Source organism: Clostridium sp. DFI.1.208 (genome assembly GCF_024463855.1).
Classification (GTDB): domain Bacteria; phylum Bacillota_I; class Bacilli_A; order Erysipelotrichales; family Erysipelotrichaceae; genus Clostridium_AQ.
Genome location: NZ_JANGCA010000017.1, coordinates 60,645 through 83,490, shown reverse-complemented (window position 1 = coordinate 83,490; position 22,846 = coordinate 60,645). Strand labels below are relative to the sequence as shown.

The 22,846-nt window shown below is 46.0% G+C and carries 12 protein-coding genes; 9 read left to right on the top strand and 3 right to left on the bottom strand.

What is annotated here, in order from left to right; all coding sequences use genetic code 11:
• The first annotated feature begins 170 nt into the window (after positions 1–170).
• The 7 genes from NE665_RS10705 (at position 171) to NE665_RS10675 (ending at position 15,660) form a co-directional block, all read left to right on the top strand.
• A complete protein-coding gene (locus tag NE665_RS10705; RefSeq protein ID WP_117442962.1) occupies positions 171–977 on the top strand; it encodes a hypothetical protein in 807 nt (268 codons plus the stop codon).
• A 32-nt stretch (positions 978–1,009) separates the two neighbouring features.
• On the top strand, positions 1,010–1,144 hold the full coding sequence (locus NE665_RS10700; protein WP_002608269.1) for a hypothetical protein: 135 nt from the start codon (positions 1,010–1,012) through the stop codon (positions 1,142–1,144).
• Positions 1,145–1,236: 92 nt separating this feature from the next.
• Positions 1,237–8,526, top strand: coding sequence for an S-layer family protein (locus tag NE665_RS10695; RefSeq protein ID WP_117442961.1), 7,290 nt, complete (start codon positions 1,237–1,239; stop codon positions 8,524–8,526).
• A gap of 208 nt (positions 8,527–8,734) precedes the next feature.
• A complete protein-coding gene (nifJ, locus tag NE665_RS10690; protein ID WP_117442960.1) occupies positions 8,735–12,241 on the top strand; it encodes a pyruvate:ferredoxin (flavodoxin) oxidoreductase in 3,507 nt (1,168 codons plus the stop codon).
• A 64-nt stretch (positions 12,242–12,305) separates the two neighbouring features.
• Positions 12,306–13,517, top strand: a complete 1,212-nt coding sequence (locus NE665_RS10685; RefSeq protein ID WP_117442959.1) for an AI-2E family transporter — start codon at positions 12,306–12,308, stop codon at positions 13,515–13,517.
• 111 nt (positions 13,518–13,628) lie between these two features.
• The gene (locus tag NE665_RS10680; protein WP_117442958.1) at positions 13,629–14,378 is read left to right on the top strand and encodes an N-acetylmuramoyl-L-alanine amidase; all 750 of its coding nucleotides are present in this window, start codon (positions 13,629–13,631) and stop codon (positions 14,376–14,378) included.
• Positions 14,379–14,457: 79 nt separating this feature from the next.
• Positions 14,458–15,660: a helix-turn-helix transcriptional regulator gene (locus NE665_RS10675; protein ID WP_117442957.1), complete on the top strand. Its 1,203-nt coding sequence runs from the start codon at positions 14,458–14,460 to the stop codon at positions 15,658–15,660.
• Between the two features lie 92 nt (positions 15,661–15,752).
• Here the strand turns inward: NE665_RS10675 and NE665_RS10670 are convergent, their stop codons facing one another.
• Positions 15,753–16,700 carry a LysR family transcriptional regulator gene (locus tag NE665_RS10670; protein WP_117442956.1) on the bottom strand — a complete coding sequence of 316 codons (948 nt, stop codon included), beginning with the start codon at positions 16,698–16,700 and terminating at the stop codon, positions 15,753–15,755.
• 105 nt (positions 16,701–16,805) lie between these two features.
• On the opposite strand from NE665_RS10670, the gene NE665_RS10665 reads away from it, so the two are divergent.
• The gene (locus NE665_RS10665; RefSeq protein ID WP_117442955.1) at positions 16,806–17,657 is read left to right on the top strand and encodes an NmrA family NAD(P)-binding protein; all 852 of its coding nucleotides are present in this window, start codon (positions 16,806–16,808) and stop codon (positions 17,655–17,657) included.
• 57 nt (positions 17,658–17,714) lie between these two features.
• On the opposite strand, the gene NE665_RS10660 is transcribed toward NE665_RS10665, so the two are convergent.
• Positions 17,715–18,119, bottom strand: coding sequence for a hypothetical protein (locus NE665_RS10660; RefSeq protein ID WP_233104583.1), 405 nt, complete (start codon positions 18,117–18,119; stop codon positions 17,715–17,717).
• 170 nt (positions 18,120–18,289) lie between these two features.
• Between NE665_RS10660 and NE665_RS10655 the strand changes: the two genes are divergently transcribed.
• Positions 18,290–19,924, top strand: coding sequence for a putative manganese-dependent inorganic diphosphatase (locus NE665_RS10655; RefSeq protein ID WP_117442953.1), 1,635 nt, complete (start codon positions 18,290–18,292; stop codon positions 19,922–19,924).
• Between the two features lie 616 nt (positions 19,925–20,540).
• Here the strand turns inward: NE665_RS10655 and NE665_RS10650 are convergent.
• Complete coding sequence (locus tag NE665_RS10650) at positions 20,541–22,583, bottom strand: sensor domain-containing diguanylate cyclase (RefSeq protein WP_117442952.1); 2,043 nt, start codon at positions 22,581–22,583, stop codon at positions 20,541–20,543.
• Between the last annotated feature and the right edge of the window lie 263 nt (positions 22,584–22,846).

Here is a 22,846-nt window from a genome sequence, read left to right as displayed (position 1 = left end):
TTTTACATATTAAGGAAATCTTAGACGCTAAAGATAAGAATGAGCAATAAAAATTCAACTATGGTAATTATTCATATCTGAGCACCGCCTACACAGTGCCAAACTTATCCTTTTAGCATTTCCCATTTTACATGAAATATGGTAGAATAACCTATACCTGAGGTGATATTATGAAAACTTGGAAAGACTTTCTTTCATTTACCAATATAAGAGAACGTATTGCCAGCCTGCTGATTATGCTGATGCTGCTCAGTATTCTGTACTGCTCGATTTACAGTATGGGGATCTCGGTTGTCAGCCGCTCAGGCAGTATGCTGGTATCCTACCTGTTTCTCTATCTGATTGTCGTTGTGGCTGCCTATGTATATCTGATTGTCATGTTTCAGTTTATCCGTACCAAACGGGAGGACACTCGTCCACTTACGATGAAGGACTATATGTTTCCTCTTATCGGCGTGCAGACCCTGCTGTTTGCCGTAATGGTGGGGAGCAGCTGGCTTTCCTTTCAGCTGATGTTAGCGGATATGAGCAGTATCAATACCATACTGACTCCCATCATGCTTGTGCTGATGATGTTTTATATTCCGGTGCAGGTATTTGCCTGCTTTGCCATTTATGACGGGCAGCGAAATCCGTTTCTCATCATAAAGGATGCCTTCGTTAAAATCATTCGGCATTACCGTTCTTCCTTTTACAGTATGCTGGTTATCTTTTTAATTGCTTTTGCCTATACCTCGTTCATGAATGCCTTTTTCCAATATGGAACCCTGTTCGCTGCAAACAGCGGTGTCGTGGATATCATGACCCGCAGCAATCCATTCATGGATGCGATGGAGCTGGGACTTTCCCTGTTTGACAATATACAGCTTCTGCCTGCCTTTCTTGTATCTGTTGTCTATGGTGTTGTCATGTGTCTGGTGCTGGTATTCTACTATACCTTTATGGTGTGTATCTACGATGAGGATGTACACGTTTAAGGTTTTTACATACGATAAAGCAGGTGATCGTGATGAATAATGAATATGATATCCCGTTTGTTGTAACACTGCACATGAAGAATACCTATGCTGTACTGCGTGTACATGTAATCAAAATTGAGGGGCAGCCCTATGTGCTGCTGCAGCTGGAACCGTTGATGAATTAACGGTTCTTTTATTTTGTAGAACAATTTCCATGTGGGCTCATATACTAGAATGTATAAGAAATGAATCGCTTATATGAAGAAGGAGGATAAAGATGAGCAAACGCTTATGGAACGTCTTTTACCGCATGCTGCCTGTCAGCCTTCTGGAAACGGCACAGCCGTGCATAGAAAATGCGAGCATGGATATTGTCATAGAAGAGAGGATGCGTGACGGTAGTGCCAGAGACATACGCAGAATGCGTCATGTTAAGGTCTGTCACTCCCAGAACGAATGCTGTTATTATGATGTACCCATCGATCCGGCTACCGGTATTGGAAAAATCACGATTTCCGATATCCAGGCAGTACAGCACGTCATTGTACAGACGGATGAAAGCGGACAGCAGATGATCAACGGGGATGAGGTGGACATTACCTACATGGTAGATGAGGAAATCCAGCAGGAGGACTATGCCACGGTGATTTTCACGAGTACGACCTCTCACCGCACGGTCCGCATCATCAATCAGCAGCTGGGTGAGACACAGCTGCATGTCGTAAAGAAATTAGTAGATATGAATGGGGACCCGCTGGAATTTCAGAGGGACATGGCATTTACCCTGCATGTCATGCAGAATGGGCAGGAGCAGTGTGTCACTCTGGATGCATCCAATGATTTTCAGGAAACCATCTGTGACCTGCTGCCAGGCTATACTATGGTTGAGGAAAGCGGGTGTACAGGGTATCTGACCCGCTGGAGATTTAATGATGAGGGAGAAACCTCGGATGGCCGCTTCGATCTGCTGCCGCAGGAGAATGAACTCGTCATGATCAATGAACTTCGTGCAGATACCGTATTGAAAATCGAAAAGTATATCCGTATGGAAAACGGACACCTGTGCAAGCCAGGCTGCGGTGAGGTTTACCAGGTTCGCATTATCTCTGACAGCGATGATCGTCTGATTGAGCTGAGCGAGGATAATGACTACTGTGCCATGCTTTGCGGATTACTGCCGGGCTATTATGATATCAGTGAGCTGAGTGATCCGATGGAAGCAAATCCGGTTTATATCGTAAATGGTCATGAGGAGCAGTGCTATGCCAATGTAGAGCTGAACGACTGTGATCAGGCATCGGTTATGATTATCAATTCGCAGCAGAATATGGGGCTTTGTGAAGGTATGACCTCTCCGCTTCGCATCTGCAAGTTTATTCGCAGCTGTGACGGCAGTGTTGCCAAACCATCAAAGGATTTGCAGTTCATGGTCATGGTCAGCGGCTGCGGTATGAATGAAACCTTCAATCTGAATGCCAGCAACAACTTCTGCGTGGATATCGCCAATCTGTGCGATGGGGAATATGTCATTGAGGAAGTGAGCTGTAATACCGATTATACGACAAGCTATGTTATCAACGGGGGAAGAGAGAGTACAAGCGCCTGTATCCGCATCCACGGCGACAATGCCTTCTGTGTATCAATCATCAATGAGGAACGCAATGCGGGTACGGTTAGCATCTGCAAATATGTGCGTAATGAATTCGGTGACTTGATTAAGCCGCAGAAGCATCAGTGCTTTTCTGTGACCCTCAGCTCCTACTTCTGTAAACGCTGCTTTGAGCTGAATGCGGATAACGACTGGTGCATGTGCTTTGATGATCTTCGCTTCGGCAGCTATGAGGTGCGGGAGGATGCACCGTGTGAGTATGAGGTCAGCTATCAGGTCAACTGCGGACGGGAGTGCCGTCATGCCCGTTTTGTTGTCGATGACTGCTGTGAAAATGAAATCCGTATCATCAACAGTGTAGCGAAGAGCAGCTGCGGTGTTTTGAAAATCTGTAAATTTGAAGAAACACGAAGCGGTGAGCTGGTCAAGCCGGGGCGTGATGAGGAATTTGAAGTCTGTGTGGAAAGCGCATGCTTCAAGGAAACGTATCTGTTAAAGGCCGGAAACAACTGGTGTGTCATGCTGGAGGGACTTGCGGCAGGAGAATACCGGATTACGGAGCTGGACAGCTATGATTATGATGTTTCCTATATCGTCAATCAGCAGGATGAATGCGATGCCATCGTGTACATGGATGGATCCAATCAGGAGGTCAGCATCATCAACCGCCGCCGCAACAGCGGTATGCTGAAGCTGCGTGGTGTTGTTCGCTGCTGCAATGGGGACATGCAAAGACCATCCCGAGGTATGCTGCTGGATATCCTGGTCGAGGGTAGAGAGTGCAGTGAGCACGTCTGTCTGCGTGCGGAAAACAACTGGTGTGTGATTCTGGATCAGCTGCCGCAGGGACGCTATCGTATTGTGCAGAAGGATAATCTGGGCTATCGCGTCAGCTACGTCATAGACGGCAGCGAGGAAAGCTTCGGTAATGTCGAGCTGGGACAGTGCGATGTGGAGGTTCTGATTGTCAATCAGGAGAGCGACTGCACAGGAAGTGTCCGCGTTACCAAGTATATTGAGGATGCGCATGGAGAGCTGTTCATGCCTTGTCCGCAGGATGAATTCCGCTTCCTGTTACAGGGACAGGGCTTCAGCCGCACCTACCGCCTGTGTGCACGCAATGACTTCTGTGTATATTTCGATGATCTGATGGAGGGAAGCTATGAAATCAGTGAGGTCGATGAAAACTGGAATGTCCGCTACCGCGTTAATGGGGAAGGCTGCGAGCGTGCCTGCTTCACACTGGGACGCGATGATACGTATATTGACATCATCAACAGTGAACAGCGACAGGGCGTGGTAACGATTGAAAAACGCATACGGGATGGAAACCGTATCGTCATGCCGGATGCGGATGCCGTATACCGTGTGCTGCTCAAGGGCAAGAACTGTCATGAGGTGTATGAGCTGCATGCAGGCAATGATTTCTGCATCTGCCTGAGCAATCTGACCAACCAGCATTATGAGCTGCGTGAGCTGGGCGGCGGTAAGCATGTGTATGATATCAACGGGGAACTGCATGACAGCTGTTACTTCCTGTTTGAGGGAGAAAGCATGCATGTAACGATCATCAACGAAGAGGAGCGCTGCGGCTGTATGCTGCTGGAGAAGCGGATCGCGGATCAGGATGGTAATTTGATGATGCCATCCTATGGTGAAGCCTTCTGCGCTATCGTGGAAAGTGATATGTGTACACAGAAAATCGAGCTGAACAGTGAAAATGATTTCTGTGTCCGTCTGTACGATCTGCCGCAGGGACATTATGAGGTACGCGAGGTTCCATGTGAGGGCTATGAGGTCAGCTGGCTGATCAACGATCTGCCGTGTGCGTCTGCCGTTGTGGATGTGTGTGATGAGGATGTCTGCATCACCATGGTAAATACACCGTGTCCAAAGGGCTGCATCCGTGTTGGTGCCGCTGTGGAGGAGGACGGTGTGCGCCGTGATCTGTGTCCGGGGGAAGAGGTGCGCGTGGAAATCGTCAGTGAGCATTGCAAGGAAACGCTCTGTCTGAATAGCCGCAATGACTTCTGCGATGCATTGAAAAATCTGCAGCCGGGCTCTTATACGCTGCGTGTGCTTGCTGCCGGTGCGGTTCGCTTTGAAATTGAAGAGTGTGTATTCGATGATGTTGTCTGCATCGAGTTAAACGGGGAATGTGTAGATGTCTGTGCTGTGATCAAGCAGCCGCGCCGTGCCGACATCACCGTTACCAAATGCATGGAAAACGGATTCGGAGAACGCTTTAAGCCGGAACGAAACGACACCTTCCGCATCCAGCTTCTGCATGATAAGGAAAAGCAGGAATGCGTCCTGAACAGAAGCAATGACTGGACAGCGACCTTTTGCAGGCAGCCAAACGGCGCTTATGAAATCCGCGAGCTGGGGGATCATGAGGTCCGTTATCAGATCAATGAGGAATGTCCGAAGGATAGCGGGTATTTTGAGGTCAGGGATGAAACAGTAAACATTACCGTGCTGAATGCAAGCGAGGCTGTGGCGAAGCTGCATCTGGAGGCGGCTGTTAAGAACTGTGACGATGATCTGACAGCTCCAAGCAAGGATATGGTGTTCCATATGCAAGTAAAGGGGAAGCATATGGATAAGACCTTCGTGCTGAATGAACGCAATCACTGGCATCAGGCGGTGGAGCTGCCACAGGCGGAATATCAGGTCATCCAGAAGGAGGATCCGCAATTCAAGGAGCTGTATTATCTGATAGACGATGCACGCGAGTGCGATGGTACGATCGTGTTATGCAGTGATGTGCATGTACAGTCTGTCAATGTGATGAAATGTGCATTGGGAAGCATCACGCTTTCCAAGTACATGCGGGATGCATCCTGCGGCTGTCTGAAGAAACCGCAGCAGGAAGAGGAATTTGAGGTGGACGTCAAGGGGGAAGCGTTCCATCAGATCATTACACTGAATTCCTGCAACCGCTGGAAGGAAACGCTGGAGCATCTACCGATGGGGGTATATGAGCTGCGTGAGCTGAATACAACACACGATGTCAGCTATATCATCAACGGGGGCAAGGAAGCAGAAAGTGCTGTCATCAATGTGGAAGCGGAAAACGTGGATGTCAAGGTAATCAATGAGGAAAAGCAGCCGCATGAGGGAAGCATTGAGCTGTGTAAGCTTATTCGTGACACGGAGGGGTGTTACCGTTATCCATCAGAGCAGGACAGCTTCTGGGTGCGCATCAAGGGAGAAGAGGAAACAAGCAGAGTTCTTCTGAATTACGCAAATCATTTCTATGCCAGCCTGCGCAATCTGAAGGACGGCTGGTATGAGGTCATTGAGGAAAGCGAGCAGGAGGGGGTCCGTTATGTTGTCAATAATGCGGCACCGCTAGCAAGGGGAATCGTTCATGTCATGCAGAATGCCAATACGGTGAATATCATCAATCCACAGGGGACAGGCAATACCGGCAGCATCACATTGAGCAAATATGTAGAGGATGCACAGGGGCTGCTGAGCAAGCCGCAGTCGGGAAGCTATCGCATTCATGTATCCTCACCGGGCTATAATGAAATCTTTACGCTTTCCCTTAGAAACAGCTTTACGCAGACAATCGGGCCGTTACCAAGGGCGACCTATGTCATCGATGAGCTGGATCATGAGGATGTCAGCTATATTATTGACGGCGGTTCTCAGGTGGATCGTGCTGTTGTGACAGTGGATGATAGTGCACATCAGGTGCAGATCATCAATCGTGAACAGCAGCAAGAGCACGGCAGTATCACCATGGCCAAATATATCCGTGAGGGTGGCATGCTGATGCGTCCGCAAAAGGATGCGTCCTATGTCTTCCTCGTATCCGGGCCTTCGTTTAACGAGCTGATCACACTGGATGCCTCCAATCGCTGGATGCGTGTGCTCTCTGATTTGACAGCGGGGGATTATGTCATCAGTGAAACAACAACGCTTGATGCTGTCAGCTTCATCATCAACGGGGGAAGTGAAGTGGACCGCGGTGTTATACGCGTGGATGGCACCAGCAATACCGTACAGATCATCAATACACCGCAGACACCCGGAAAAGGAAGCATTCAGCTGGATAAATATATGCGGCGTAATCAGAATCTGGTGCGTCCGGAAGAGGATTTTGTTTCCCGAATTCATATTTCACGACCGGGCTACAATGAGGTCTTCACATTGAATCGTGAAAACAACTGGTCGCTGCTGGTGGATTCTCTGGAGGATGGTGTGTACGTTGTGGATGAGGTCGATGACCGCTATGATGTCAGCTACATTGTCAATGGTGCAAGTGAGGTTAACAGCGCCATTGTCAATGTGGAGGGCAATGTCAGCACGGTGCAGATCATCAATACGGTGAAAGAGGTCTTCGGCAGTATCCGCATCGAAAAGTTCATGCGGGTAAATGGCAAGCTGCAACGGCCCGCACAGGATTTTGTGACCCGGGTACATGTATCCAAGCCGGGCTACAATGAGGTGTTTACCCTGAATGCAGCCAATCGCTGGAGCATTCTTATCAAGGATCTGATGGATGGCTGGTATGTGATCGATGAGGTGGACAGCGATGATCAGGTCACGTATATCATCAACGGGGGCAGTGAGGTTGCAAACGGCATCGTGCATGTGGAAAAGAACGCCAATGAGGTGGCGATGATTGATACAGCAGGGGGAAGCAACGGCTCCATCACGCTCTCTAAGTTTATCCGCAATGCCAGCGGACAGCTTGTCTTGCCGAATGATACCCAGCGCTTTGTCATTGCGGTAAGCGGTGCGGGTATGCAGACAAGCGTTGTTCTGCAGAAAAGCAACAGCTGGAAGACCACACTGCGCGATCTGACAGCGGGAACCTATCAGATTACAGAACAGAATCCGGGCGGCTATGAGGTGACCTATATTGTAGACGATGCTCAGGAAAGCTCCACAGCTACAGTGGAGGTCGGCCGTGATGCACACAATGTCAGCATTATCAACGCCCAGCGCAGCAGCTATGGCAAGCTGGAAATTACAAAATTCATTAAGCAGGCAAACGGTACGCTGATTCGACCGGCGGATGGCGATCAGTATGTCGTGGAAATTTACAACATGACGACGATGCGCCGTGTGGAATTGAACTTTGGCAACTCCTTCACCTATGTGGTCAATGATCTGCCGAAGGGAACCTACAGTATCCGGGAAATCAATAATGAGCAGTTCATCACAACCTATCGGGTAAACGGGGGAGCGGAAACCGATAGTGCCACCATCACCATGGGGGATGCCGCCAGCAATGTTGTGGAGGTCATCAATGAGCTGATCGTCAACCGCAGTACGATCGAAGTATTCAAGTATATGCTGGATGATGACGGCAACTATCTGCCGCCGACAGCACCGGATACGTACCAGTTCCGCATTACAGGGGAAGGTATCGATGAGGTGTATGATCTGAATGTGGATAACAGCTGGCATCAGTCACTGACAACGTATCCAAGCGGAGCCTATCAGGTGCAGGAAATCGGTTCTCCTTATCCGGTACAGTATCTGGTCAATTCACCCGAGCTTGTGGATGAGGCGAAATTTACCGTACTGCCGGGGACAACGATGGTCGTCGGTATCATCAACCGCACCAGCGGTGTACAAAACGGGACAATGAAGCTGACCAAGCAGCTTCGCAATGCGCAGGGAGAGCTGCAGCGTCCTGCGGATACACAGTCCTATGTCATGCAGGTCACATCCGACTCCTTTAACCGCTTTGTAACGCTGGATAAGGATAATGACTTCACCGAGCAGCTGGAAAACCTGCCGTATGGAACCTATCAGATTCGCGAAACCAGCGGAAGGGGAAGTGTCAGCTTTATCATAAATAATGAAGCGGAAACAGAGCAGGGCATATTGGAAATCATAAACGGCACGGTGAACAATGTCGTGGTCATCAATACAGAAGCACCGGCATTTTATCGCAGCAATGCGGCAAATACCGTGAAAATTGTAATTGAATAAGAAGGAGAAAAGACCTTGAAAACAGGTCTTTTCTTTCATTTTATATACATTTTCTTTCATGTGGTGAAAATAAGCGTTGCAAACTTTTCAATTCCCAAAATAATTACAAAATTCCCTTGAAATCCAACGAAAAATTGCTTAAAAATCCTAGTAAAATCAAAGATAAAGTTTTATAATAGAGAAGTAAGTTATGCAAGGAGGAAAACAAATGACTAAGAAATTTATGTCAATGGACGGTAATACTGCAGCCGCACATTGTGCGTACGCGTTTACCGAGCTATCTGCGATCTACCCGATCACTCCGTCTTCACCAATGGCTGAGGTGGTTGATCAGTGGGCTACACAGGGTCGCAAGAATATTTTTGACAGTGTTGTAAAAGTTGCTGAACTTCAGTCCGAAGGTGGGGCAGCTGGTGCAGTACATGGTGCTTTACAGGCAGGTTCTCTGGCTACAACCTTCACGGCTTCCCAGGGTCTGCTGCTGATGATTCCAAACATCTATAAGATGGTTGGTGAGTGTCTGCCAGGCGTTATCCACGTTGCAGCTCGTGCACTTGCTACAAGAGCACTGAACATCTTCGGTGACCATGAAGACGTATATGCATGCCGCCAGACTGGTGTATGTATGCTGGCTTCTCATTCTGTACAGGAAGCTATGGACCTGGCTGGTGTTGCTCACCTGTCCGCAATCAAGGGTTCCGTACCATTCATGCACTTCTTCGACGGATTCCGTACATCTCACGAAATTCAGAAAATCGAAGTTATGGATACAGACGTATTCAAGGAACTGGTTGACAAGGAAGCTCTTGCAAAATTCCGCAAGAACGCTTTAAACCCTCACACAAACCCGGTAACCCGCGGTGGTGCTGAGAACGATGACATCTTCTTCCAGGGTGTGGAAGCAAGAAACAAACACTTCGATGCAATTCCTGACATCGTTGCTGACTACATGAAGAAAATCAGTGAAATCACTGGTCGTGAATATGCACCGTTCACTTACTATGGTGCAAGTGATGCAGAACGTGTAATCGTTGCTATGGGCTCTGTAACTGAGGCTGCTAAAGAAGCAATCGATGCATTGACTGCTGCCGGAGAAAAGGTTGGTATGATCAAGGTTCACCTGTACCGTCCGTTCTCTGTGAAATACCTGTTGGCTGTACTGCCGGAAACAGTTAAGAAAATCGCTGTATTGGATCGTACAAAGGAAACAGGATCCATGGGAGAGCCTCTGTATCTGGACATCCTGTCTGCATTGAAGGACAAAGACATCGAAATCATCGGTGGACGTTACGGTATGGGTTCCAAGGATACACAGCCTTACCACATCAAAGCTGTCTTTGATGAACTGAAAAAGGATGAAATGAAGAACAGCTTTACCATCGGTATCGTTGATGACGTTACCAACCTGAGCCTGGAAGCAGATTCCAACTTCCACGTTCCAGCTGACTACACTTCTTGCTTATTCTGGGGACTGGGATCAGACGGTACGGTTTCTGCAAACAAATCCACTGTCAAGATCATCGGTGACAACACAGATCAGTATGCACAGGCTTACTTTGCATATGACTCTAAAAAAGCCGGTGGTGTTACCCGTTCTCACCTGCGTTTTGGAAATTCTCCAATCCGTTCTACTTACTATATCGGTAACGCAGACTTCATTTCCTGCTCACTGGATGCTTACATGTTCAAATATGACATGGCGAAAGACATCAAGGAAGGCGGAAGCTTCCTGCTGAACACTACCTTCTCCAAGGAAGAAATCGTTGAGCACATGCCGAACCGTATGAAGGCTCAGCTTGCTAAAAAGCATGCAAAATTCTACATCATCAATGCAACTAAGATCGCTCAGGAAATCGGTATGGGACGTAGAACCAACACGATTCTGCAGTCTGCATTCTTCGCATTGAATGAGCAGATCATGCCATATGATACAGCTGTTGAGCTGATGAAGGCAGCAGCGAAGAAATCCTACTCTAAGAAGGGTGATGCTGTTGTACAGCTGAACTACAAGGCAATCGATGCCGGTAAAGCCGGAATCGAAGAAATCACGGTGGATGCTGCTTGGGCTGATCTTCCATTTGATTCCAGCCGTAAGCTGACTGGTGACGAATATTTCGATAACCATGTTGCAGTAATCAACGGTCTGGAGGGCTATGATATGCCTGTCAGCGCATTCACAGGAGACTTCCTGCTGGATGGTTCTATCCGCAACAATGTAGCATTTGAAGAAAAACGTACCATTGCAGTTCAGGTACCTACATGGCACCCTGAAAACTGTATCCAGTGCGGTATCTGTAGCTTTGTATGTCCACATGCAACCATTCGTCCGTTCCTGTTAACAGAGGAAGAGGTAGCTGCAGCACCTATGGAATTTGAAACAATTACACCTATGGGTAAGGGTGTTGAAAACCTGAAATATCGTATCCAGGTTACTCCTGCAAACTGTGTAGGCTGTGGTCTGTGTGCGGTTGAGTGTCCTGGTAAAGCTGGTAACAAGGCTCTGGAAATGGTTGATATCAACGAAAAACTCGGTGAAGAACCATTGGCAGATTACCTGTTCAAGCACACAGAATACAAGACTGGATTCTTCCCGGCTGATACCGTTAAGGGATCTCAGTTCATGATGCCTTACTTTGAAGTGAGCGGAGCTTGCCCAGGCTGTGGTGAAACTCCATACTATAAGCTGGTATCTCAGCTGTTCGGTCATGACATGCTGGTTGCAAATGCAACAGGATGCTCTATGATCTACTGTTCTTCAACTCCTTCCACGCCATTCGTAAACGACAGCAATGGTGAGGGTGTTGCATGGGCAAACTCTCTGTTCGAGGACAATGCGGAATTCGGATATGGTATGGCTCTTGCACAGAACTATAAGGAATCAAGAATCCTGAAGACGATGGAAGACAACATGGAAAATGTTGAGCCTGCTCTGAAGGAAGCATTTGCTAAATATCTGGAAGTACACGGTGATCGTGATGCGGAAAGAGAAGTTGCTCCGACAATCAAGGAATTGGCTGCAAAATCTGATATCGCTATGGTAAAAGAGCTGGCAGACGTTGACCTGATCTCCAAATCTATCTGGATCGTCGGTGGTGACGGATGGGCTTATGACATCGGTTACGGCGGATTAGACCACGTATTGGCAAACAACCTGAATGTTAATGTTCTGGTTCTGGATACTGAGGTTTACTCCAACACTGGTGGACAGTCCTCCAAATCTAGCCAGGCTGCATCCATCGCTAAGTTCGCTGCAGGTGGTAAAACAACTGCGAAGAAGGACCTGGGACAGATCGCTATGGCATACGGACACGTATATGTAGCTGCGATCTCTATGGGAGCAAACAAAAACCAGACACTGAAAGCACTGAAGGAAGCAGAAAGCTATGATGGACCATCTCTGATCCTGGCTTACTCTCCATGTGCTGAGCACGGTATCAAGGGCGGACTTGCAAACCACCAGAGAACACAGGCAAAAGCTGTTGAGTGTGGATACTTCGATCTGTATCGTTATGACCCAAGAAAAGAAACTCCTCTGACAATCGACTCCAAGGAGCCTGATTATGAGAAGATGCTGGACTTCATGATGACAGAAACTCGTTACAGCCAGCTGCCTAAGGTAAAAGGTGAAACAGCGTACGAAATGTTTGAGAAAACAAAGAAGGACGCTATGAAACGTCATAAGAGATTACTTGCAATCGCAAAAGAAGAAATGTAAGAAATCATAAAGAAAGGATTGGATACGTCCAGTCCTTTTTTTCAAAAAGAAAGAAGGGATGCACATGAAGCTGCCTTTTCGGGACAAAGACGTCATACGTTCCATACGACCCTGGATTTATCTGAGTACGTACATTCTCTTACTTGGCTTTTTTCTTCTGCATCTGCAGGACTTAAAAAACGGCTTTGATTTTCTATTATCCGTTTTTAAATCCCTGTTGTATGCTATCGTTTTTGCCTATGTTTTAAATTTGCCGATGAAGCATATCGAAGGCTTTTTGCTTCGACATACAAAGCAGGATTCCTTTCTTCAAAAGAAAAAGCGTGTTATTTCCATGATTCTCACGTTTCTGCTTGCTCTGATTCTGATCATTCTCATCGGCAGTATCATTCTGCCAAGCATTATTGATTCTCTGATATCGCTGATGGAAAATCTGACCTCCTTCTTTACGAATATTGTGAAAAATATTGATGAGGTGCTGGCATATTTTCATATAGACTATCGAATTGAGGATATTACGCAGGTTGAACAGTTTATTCAGATGCCTTGGGAGAAAATCGTTACCAATATCATCAATCTGTTATCCGGCAGTGCGAGCGGTATCGTATCAAGTGCCACTGGATTTGTATCCAGCTTTGCGGTCGGTTTTACGGGCTTTATGTTCTCCTTGTACCTGCTCAGCGGAAAAGAGAACTTCATTCGCCAGATGCGCAAGGTGACAGCAGCCTTCCTCGGATATGGAAATTCACAGACAGTCTTTCGCTATGCTGCACGTGTCAATCGGATTTTCTCAAGCTTTATCGGCGGGCAGCTGACAGAAGCCTGTATTTTATGGGTTTTATACTATGTCTTTATGCGCCTGTTTCAGTTTCCGTATCCGGAGCTGATCTGTACCCTGATTGCTGTTTGTTCCATGGTTCCGGTGTTCGGTTCTATGTTTGCGATGAGTGTCGGAGCGATTATGATGCTGTCCAAGGATCCTTTACAGAGTGTCTGGTTTATCATATTCTATCAGGTACTCAGCTACTTTGAGGACAATGTCATTTATCCGCGTGTAGTTGGAAATTCAGTGGGTCTTCCCGGCCTATGGGTGCTGCTCAGTATATTTGTTTTCGGTGATCTGTGGGGTGTCTTCGGTATGGTTATGGCGGTACCAACAACAGCCTGTCTGTATGTCTTCTTCACGGAATTTGTGAACAATCGTTTGCGAAAGCAGAGACTGATCGTGACTGAGGATAACGTGTTTCAGGAGGATATGGAGGAACATTCTGAATAGGACAGGTTTTGTAGAATCAGAACGCAAATCATCTCATTTCCGTCACGCAAAAGGTAGGAATTTTCTGTTTTATCTGCTATAATTACATCAGTTTGAAAGACAGGTGACACGGTGGCAAAGCAAAGAAAGAAAAAAAGAGGACTCAATCCGATTCGACTGCTGATGGTGGTTGCGATGGAGTTTCTGGTCATACTGGGCTTGTTGATCATATGTGTGAAGGTTTTTCCGGATAATCCTATTCTTGCCCCTTTATTCAGTAAGAAGGCAAAGACACCCGTTATTGTTCTGGACGCCGGTCATGGCGGATATGATGCAGGAAGTACCTATGAGGAGCTGTATGAAAAGGATGTTACACTTGCTCTAGTTAAGGATATCGGTGCACGTTTGGAGGCAAACGGCTATCCTGTCCTGTATACAAGAGAGAGTGATGCTGTATCCTGGCCGGCAAATGAGGTTGAGGATCTCAGCGAGCGTGTTCGTATCTCCAATGAAAGCGATGCCCGCCTGTTTGTTTCCATACATACCAATGCGGCAGAGGTCGTAAATGGCTCCTATGGCTATGAAATCTGGGGGAAAATGAAGGAGCCGAAGGTGGTGGAGCTTTCCGAAAATATTCTGAAGGAGCTGGATTCTTTGGGCTATTCTCAGAATCGGGGTATAAAGGATCAGGATCTTTCTCCGATCCAGGTGCTGCAGAATAATAAGCTGCCTTCCATTTTGATCGAAACCGGTTTTCTGGCAAGCGAAAATGACCGTCTTTATCTGATCGATGATGTGAAACGGAAGATTTTTGCCGATAAGATAGCGGATGGTATTATAAAAACACTGGCGGATGAAAACAAATCCGATAGCAATCCATGAAGCGTGGAGTGAATCCCGCAATCGTGGATTGCTTTTTATATGAAATTTCGTCATACTATAGATAGAGGAGGGATGGAGTATGAATAAAGAGCAATTTGCGGAAAGAATCATAAAGCTGCGCAAAAAGAAGGGGTACACGCAGGCACAGCTTGCAGAGCTGCTGAATGTCAGCAATAAGGCAGTTTCACGATGGGAGACGGCGGAGGGCTATCCTGACATCACCTTACTGAAGCCGTTGAGTGAGGCATTGGGAGTCAGCTGTGATGAGCTTCTCGGTGATACAAGCTACAGCGATTTGTCGCGCTATGACGTACAGCGCTATTTGCCCTATGCACTGATTCTGCTTGCGCTGCTGCTGTATTATGTGTTTTTAAAGCTTCAGATTTCCCAGCTGCTTTCCTTTGCGGCCTTTTTGGGCATGATGGTCTTCAGCTTTATGCTGATGATTCAGCATACGGATAAAAAGGGACTTCCTGCACTGACCCGCTGGAATCTGCTGCTGGCTTATTTCCCACTTGTTTCTGTCCTGCAATATATGTATATCCTATTCCTGTTCCTGCAATTCGGCTTATCCAATTTTCTGGAGGCAATGACAATGCAGACGGTAGAGGGATTCAATCCTGTCAGCTTGCTTATGAATGGATTTGAAACCGGTATTACCATATATCTGTTGATGTATGTAGTGGCTTTGCTTCTGCTTGTATTGGTGTATGGCTTTCTACGGCATACATTCATTATGCGCTATGATATCAGCTGGAACGGCTTGCATAAACATGTACATGCAAAGGAGCAGGAGGAAAAGAATATCCTGTTTCGTAAATGGTCGGAAAAAGGTGAAGCTATCTTACGCATTGTGTTGCCACTGGCAGCCGTCGTGACACTGGCTGTAATATTTCTTCTGCTGTATCAGGAATATTGTGCTTTGATTGATCAATTTCAAAATTCCGTGCCACCGGAGTATTCCGGCAACGACTATGCACTGACAGTTTCTACTGAGCAGCTGCATGCGTGCAGAGGGACGCTGCTTCTTTTTCTGGGCGGTTCCTGTCTGCTGCAGCTGATTCCGGCTGTGAAAAGCAGGAGGGTACTGTATCATATATCCAATATCGGAGCTTTCTTTCTGTATGGTGTGATAATGCTCCTGTTTACAACGATTGTGGACCGCTTCTATATAAAACTTCCCTTTGCTTTCTGTATCATCGCCGGTATCCTTCTGCTTGTATGGTACTGCCGCGATATTCTGCGAGCTATAGCAGGAAAACGGCATACTGCTGCTGGCTGATTTCAGATGAAATCATTGACAAAAAGGCGCTCATTTTATTGAGGGCCTTTTGTCTGATGGTCTTGTATTTCCTATAAAGGGAACGGATGTAGTCAGCGATTACATAACTCTTCATGGGAGTTTGTAAAAGCGCCTTGTTCCTGATGAAGCATCGTGTGTGCAAATGCAGAAACTGCAGCTTCACAATCCTTTCGCCAGACCAGCATGATTTCCGTTTCCTCCTTCATGGTAACAGCACTGAGCTTTTCATCCTGAAGCAGAGAATCCAGGCGTAGGGAAAGCATAAGCGCATCACTTGTTTTGATTTTCATAACCTGCGACAGCTGGGTATCCGTATAGCCTGCAATGCGCGGCTGAAAGCCGTGCTGCTGACCATACTGAAACAGCAGCTCCTGAGGCCAGGAGGCAATCAATGGTGATATGGTATAGAAGGAACAGTTTTTTAAATCTTTCCATGTGACTGGGGAAGTTCTGCGCAATACAGGATGCTGCGCTCTTCCATAGATTACGACCGGAAGGGAACCCAGCTTTTCACAGTGATAATCCTCCTGCAGTCCTTCTGTATCAAAAGAAGAACAAATCATGAAGTCCAGCTGCCTGCTTAACAGCCGCTTTTTCACCTCGTGCAGGCCAAAAGCCGACATATCCACATGAATATCGGGATGCTGAAGCTGAAACTGTTCCAAAGCGTCCATCCACAGGGCGTTGGCGCCCAGTACCATGATATGCTCACAGCCGGCATAGATGGTATGCTTTTTCTCATTGGCAAGTTCTCTAGTTTCTGCCAGCACGCGTTCCATCTGATCAAGCAGCGTATACCACTGTTCATAAAGATAGCGGCCCGCAAAGGTGACCTCCAGATATTTTCCCTCGCGCTTGAATAGCTGAATAGCAAGCTCCTGCTCTAATTCTTTAACGGCTTTGCTCAACATTGGCTGACTGATAAAGAGACGCTTCGCTGCCCTTGTGAGGCTGCCTTCTTCTACTACCATGAGATAATACTGAATTTTACGGAAGCTGAGATCAAAAAGTGGCTTCATAGATTCCTCCTATAACTTTTGGTTATAATAACTTTCCTTTTCCATATTATACAACAAAACCATCTCATGTTACTATGAAGATACAAAAGCAAGGAGGAATTTTAAATGATTCTGGTAACATCCGCAGGCGGCAATGTAGGCCGTCATATTCTACCAAAGCTGATTGAAAAGGGGCTTTCTATACGTGCTATGGATATCAATCCACAAGCTGAGAACCTAAAGGAAATCGGCGTACAGGAAGTATTCATTGGAGACGCATCAAAGCAAGAGGATATGGAGAAGGCTATGCTGGGCTGTGAACAGGTGCTCTATATACCGCCATTCTTCACCTATACGGAAACAAAGATGGCTAAGCTGTGCATTGACACTGCCATACGTCATCATGTCAGGCAATTTGTTATGACCTCGGTGACACATCCAATCATGAGTACGCTTCTGCAGCATACGCAGAAACGGGATGCAGAAGAATATCTCATTTATGCAGGACTGCAGCATCAGCTGAATTACACCATTCTTCAGCCAATGCATTACAATCACAATTTCAACGTTCAGGCAGTGGCAGCAAGCAATACCTATCAGAGCTTTTATGATATTCATACAAAGCTATCCTATGTGGACGCTGAGGATGTCGGTGAAGTATGTGCCAAGGTATTATGCGAAGAAGGACACGCCAATGCGACCTATGAGCTGTGCGGGCCTGATTTTTATTCTCCAAGTGATCTGGTAGCTGTATATAACGAGGTGACAAGTGGACATGCGATGGCATCCTATATCGATGTTGAAGAGCTCTGTGATCTCATGCATCTGCAGGATTCCTATGGCAGAGAATGCTTTCGCTGTCTTGCGGAGACCTACAGCATCTATGGAATTGCAGGAAATCCCAATGTGCTGACCTGGCTGCTTGGCAGAGCACCAACGACATTCCGGGAATATGTAATAAAAGAATTGAAAAAATAAAAAGCCCAGCTGTGGCTTTTTTATTGCGATGATTTTTGAAAGTATCTGCTGTATTTCCTATGCAGCCTCTTTCTCCTTCATAAAGAAATAGATCTGATAGCCTTCACCAATCAGAAGCAGTCCATAGGTGATTGTGAGAAATAGCTGCTCATTTTGAAATACACTGTAGGCAATCGGACTGAGTGCTGCAAATACATCTGGCAGCCAGATCAAAAGGGTATAGACAATAACTGCAATTGTATTCAAAAGCAATACGATTCCGTCAAATTTCTCCATCATATTGCGAATATAAAAGAATATAAATATCGTACAGATGACAGCTGTCAGAGTAAGCATATCTGTATACGTATCATACTGCATGAGTGATGCAGCCTGTATTCTCCAGTGTTCCTCCAGTATGCATACCGCAAGGATCAAATAAGGAAATAGAAACAGGATTGCTCGTTTAAGGGTAGACATCATATCGCCTCTTTTCGATTGTTTTATACAGTATAACACACTTTCCTTCAATATGGTATACGCAGCGGATTTGTCAAAAACTATCACAGGGCCATAAAAGATAGCGCTACCACTAGAAAAAAGGGGCTAAATAAGGTACAATGAACATAAGAAAACAGGGGAGTGAAGCTGTAATGAAAGACGTTGTTCATATTATCGGGCACAAGAATCCGGATACGGATTCCATTGTATCGGCAATCGCATATGCACAGCTAAAGCAGAAGCTGGGAATCAATGCCATTGCCTGCCGCTTAGGAGAATTGAATCCGGAAACGGATTTTGTTTTAAAAAAGTTTCAGGTGCCGGAGCCGGTGTATATTCAAAATGCCAGAGTCAAGCTGTATGATGTACCGTTTGATGAACCGCTGCTGCTGAAAAAGGATGATACGATAAAGGAAGCGTGGGACCGCATGGGGATGCGTTCCACCAGCGCGTTGTTCGTTGTAGATGAAGCGCAGAAGCTGATCGGTGTTGTTTCCCTGTCGGATATGACAAATATTCTGATGAGTGATAAGGGAGAAAAGCCGATTTCTCTTATGAAAAACACATCCTGCGAGAATATCCGCAAGGTTTTGCAGGGGGAGTTTCTGTATGAATGTGAAGCGTATCGCACAAATGGTAGAATTCATATCTTATGCAGTCGGAATGCAGAGTACAGTGATATCAGCTATCGGGATAGCATTGTCGTTGTAAATGATGATTTGAAGCTTCAAAAGCGCGCTTTGAGTGATGGAGCCGGCTGTATGATTCTGGTGGATGTAGATATCATTTCCCAGGGAATTATCCGTATGGCAAAGGAAGCAAACTGCACGATTATCAAAACACCGCTGAATATGTTTCAGGTAGCCCGCAGCATGTATCGCTCACCGAGTGTGAATCTCATCATGAAGCGTAAAATCATCAGCTTTAATAATCACGCTTATATTGACGATGTATACAAACAGATGTCAAAATCCAGATTCCGCTCCTATCCGGTCGTCAACAATCAGGGCGTGGTGCTTGGATCGATTTCCCGCTATCATCTGTTGAACTATCAGAAGAAGAAATTTATACTTGTCGATCATAACGAGCTTTCCCAGAGTATCGATGATTTGAAGGAAGCAGAAATTCTGGAGGTTGTGGATCATCATCGCATCGGGGATGTGGAGACGACCACGCCGATTCGCTTTCGCAATGAAATCATCGGCAGTACGGTTTCTATCATTGCCCGTATGTACAAGGAGTCCAATATGGTACCTGAGGTTAAAACAGCAGCGATTATGTGCTGTGCGATCATCAGTGATACGATGAATTTCAATTCGCCGACGACCACACCGGTGGACAAGGAGCTGGCAAAAGAGCTGGCAGCGATAGCCGGTATTGATTTGGATGCCATGGCAAAGGAAATGTTCGGAGCTGTGGCGACAATCAAGGGTAGAAGCATGTCGGAAATCCTGTACAATGACTTTAAGGAGTATAACATCGATGGTAAGCGAATTGCCATTGGTCAGATCAATATTGCGGATGAGCAGGAAATCGTTGATGTTCAGGATGAAATCCGCACCTATATGGCGAAAATAAATGAAATCAATAAATTTGATCTGCTTATGATGTGCTTTACAGCAGCTGACGGCAGCGGAAGCAATCTGGTGTTTATCGGTTCTCTGAGCTATCTTGTGGATGAAGCGTTCAAGGAGGATATCATGGATGAGCTGTATTTTGTGGATGGTGTCATTTCACGAAAGAAACAGATTATTCCAACGCTGTCCAAATGTCTGGAAAGTATGTAGAAATATGAATAGGAAGGGGAGCGCTGAGTCTTTTTGAAGGTTCTTTCTCGATTGTGGGTAAACATAAAACAGGGAGATTCAATACGATTGGTTTTATCAATAGAAGTTGAAGTCTCCCTTTTTCATATACCCTAAAGTAAGAAAGAAACTTTTTGAAGGCGCCTCCTTTTTTCTTTAAACCGTTCCTGTATGGTAGAGTTCATCTTTGTTGGAAATATCATCCTATATGAGGTATAGCGAATTTATGAGTATATAGGAGCATTCCTGACAAGCATAGCAGAGAATCCTATGATATAAAGAGACATCGCTGTTTACAGCGGCGTGCCTGTCTTCCTCCTGCTTGATTTGAAGTACTGCTATTTGTACAAATCTTGTATGCAATAATATTTCACGAGCTATTCCGTGAGTATTGTTGCCTGAATATCCAAAGCAGACAAAGACAGCAAAGCTTTTTTTTCGTGCGTCCTGTCATAATGGATTTATACTGAATAAGGCAGGTTTTGGATGCTGTATCCGTTTCCTGCCTTTTCCTGTTTGATTTTCAGCTGTGCGCTATGTCTGAAGGTTGTCCCTGATAATAAAGCCATATCTGATCCTGCATGCACAATCCGTCTGTTTACATCTGCACGCAGTTCTTTCCGTTTCGCTTTGCGATATACAGACGCTGATCCGCTTCATTGAACAGCTCCTTCAAGGTGGCATGGGGCTGCATCTGATAGCAGCAGCCGATGCTGATGGTGAAGTGTATGCTGCCGGTGTCTGTGGGAATGCTACAGGACTCACACGCATACCGGATGTCCTCAGCCAGTTCATATAGCGCTTGCTTGCTCAATGAATCAATCAGAAGGATAAATTCCTCTCCACCAAAGCGTGCAATGATCCCATGGCGCTGCATTTGCTTCATCAGTGCGGTTACCTGTTTGATCACGGCATCCCCCTGCATATGTCCGAAGGTGTCGTTGATCTGTTTAAAATCGTCGATATCCATCATCAGTACGCCGATGGAACGGTCAGACTTTTTTGCATCTTCCAGCATAGCATCCCCTAATTGCATCAAGGCGCTGCGATTATAGATGCCGGTGAGATAATCATAGCTGGACTTTTCCAATGCATCCTCAAACTGTCGAACGTTATGCAGCGCAATGGCGATGTAATCTGCGAATACCTGTAATAAGCGTTGGTCTGTACGGCTGAAATTCTCTGTCTGATCTGATTTCATGCAGAACAGGGCCAGCATACTTCCCTGATAGGTAATCGGCTGCAGCAGCATGGAGCGGGTATGTGCTTCATACAGGGCCCCAAGACTGATGGCACTCTCTTTATCTGCGGCTAGATTTGGCAGCTTGCGTGATGTATATTCGTGTGTGCAGGCTTCAAGAATAGGATGCTGGGCTAGAGGATAATAGACGTTAGAAAAGGAGCGAAACCGTTTCTTGGGCTCCTCATACAGCAGAATATCCCAATCATCAAAGGAGAAGATACGGGCGGCATGCTGTTCAATCACCGCAACGAGCTGCTTCCAGCTCAGGCAGGAGGTTACCGTTTTACCGAATTCAGTCATATCCAGCAATCGATCATAGAGAACCTCATAGGAAAGCATACGGTTCTTTTCCCAGACATCCTCGATTTCCTGTCGATACATATCATCGATAAATGCAGTATAGGCGATCATCAGCTCATGTGCTTTCTTTTGATATTCATATGCTTTTTCATATTCCTTTAGTCCCTCAAAAACGAGCGCGGTTTCTTCCAGTATCTGCCGCTTGTATCCAAGTACCCCATCCATATGACTAAGCAGATGCAGATAATATTCCTTTGCCTTCTGATAATCCTTTTGATACAGGTGATAACGTGCCAAGGACAAGTGGACCTCATTGTTATCCAGCTGATCATTTTTAGAAAAATCATAGGTGTGAATCAGGCGTTCATACCACTGCTGGGCTTCTTCACGGCGATCATCGAGTATGGCAGCTTCCATAAACTGCTTGTTATAGATGTCGGAATCGTAATATTCGCTTTTTTTCAGCTCAGGCATATAGGTCTGCAGCAGTCTGCGCATCTTATCTGTTTCCTTTGCACTCAGATATAGATTGGAAAGCAGATAAATCGTGACGATGAAATTACTGCTTCCAATGAAGTCACGTTTTTCCAGTGTTTCTTCAACCTGTTGGATGGCTTTTTTATAAAGACCGAATTCGCGCAGGATGATGGCGCCGTTATTCAGAAAGGCTGAATAATAGGAAATGCGTCCGCCCTTTTCCGCTATGGGCATGGCGGCGGCGATTTCCTGATAGGCGGCTCCGTAATCCTCCTTTAGAATATTGGCCAGAACAGCATTGTTGGCAACCGTCAGGATACCGTCGCGCTCCTTGTAATCCGGCATTTTCATAAACAGCTCTCGGGCCTTCTCGTTATAGGTAATCGCCAGATCGATATTTTTGGAGTAGGTTGCATAAAACAGCATCGCATAGCCCAGAGGAACGGCATAGGGATACTTCTGCTCCTTTGCAATTTCCAGAAAGCGAAACAGGATAGGATCCAGCTCTGTTCCCAGTCCCAGCTGTTCCAGCACCAGCTTTTTGAAATTCTCACAGATGCTTTCATCCTGCTTCAGTCGTTGTAAATAATCATCAAATGTTTTTTGGATTTCCTCTTTCATGCGATCACCCTCATATTATTTTAAAATGTTATATATATAATACAACATTCTGATTCCTTCGCATATGATTTTTCAAAAGAATTGTAAACATTCTGTAAATTTCCGTCACACGGTTTACAAAGACTCCTGTTTCATGATAAACTGTAAGTCAATAAGGGAGTAGTCAGCACAGAGCTTCTGTGTGAAGCCGGTCAACAAACCCGAAGAGTGTATCTCTTCTGGCCTGCATTCAGCGATTGACGAGACTTATAGAAATTTTCTAT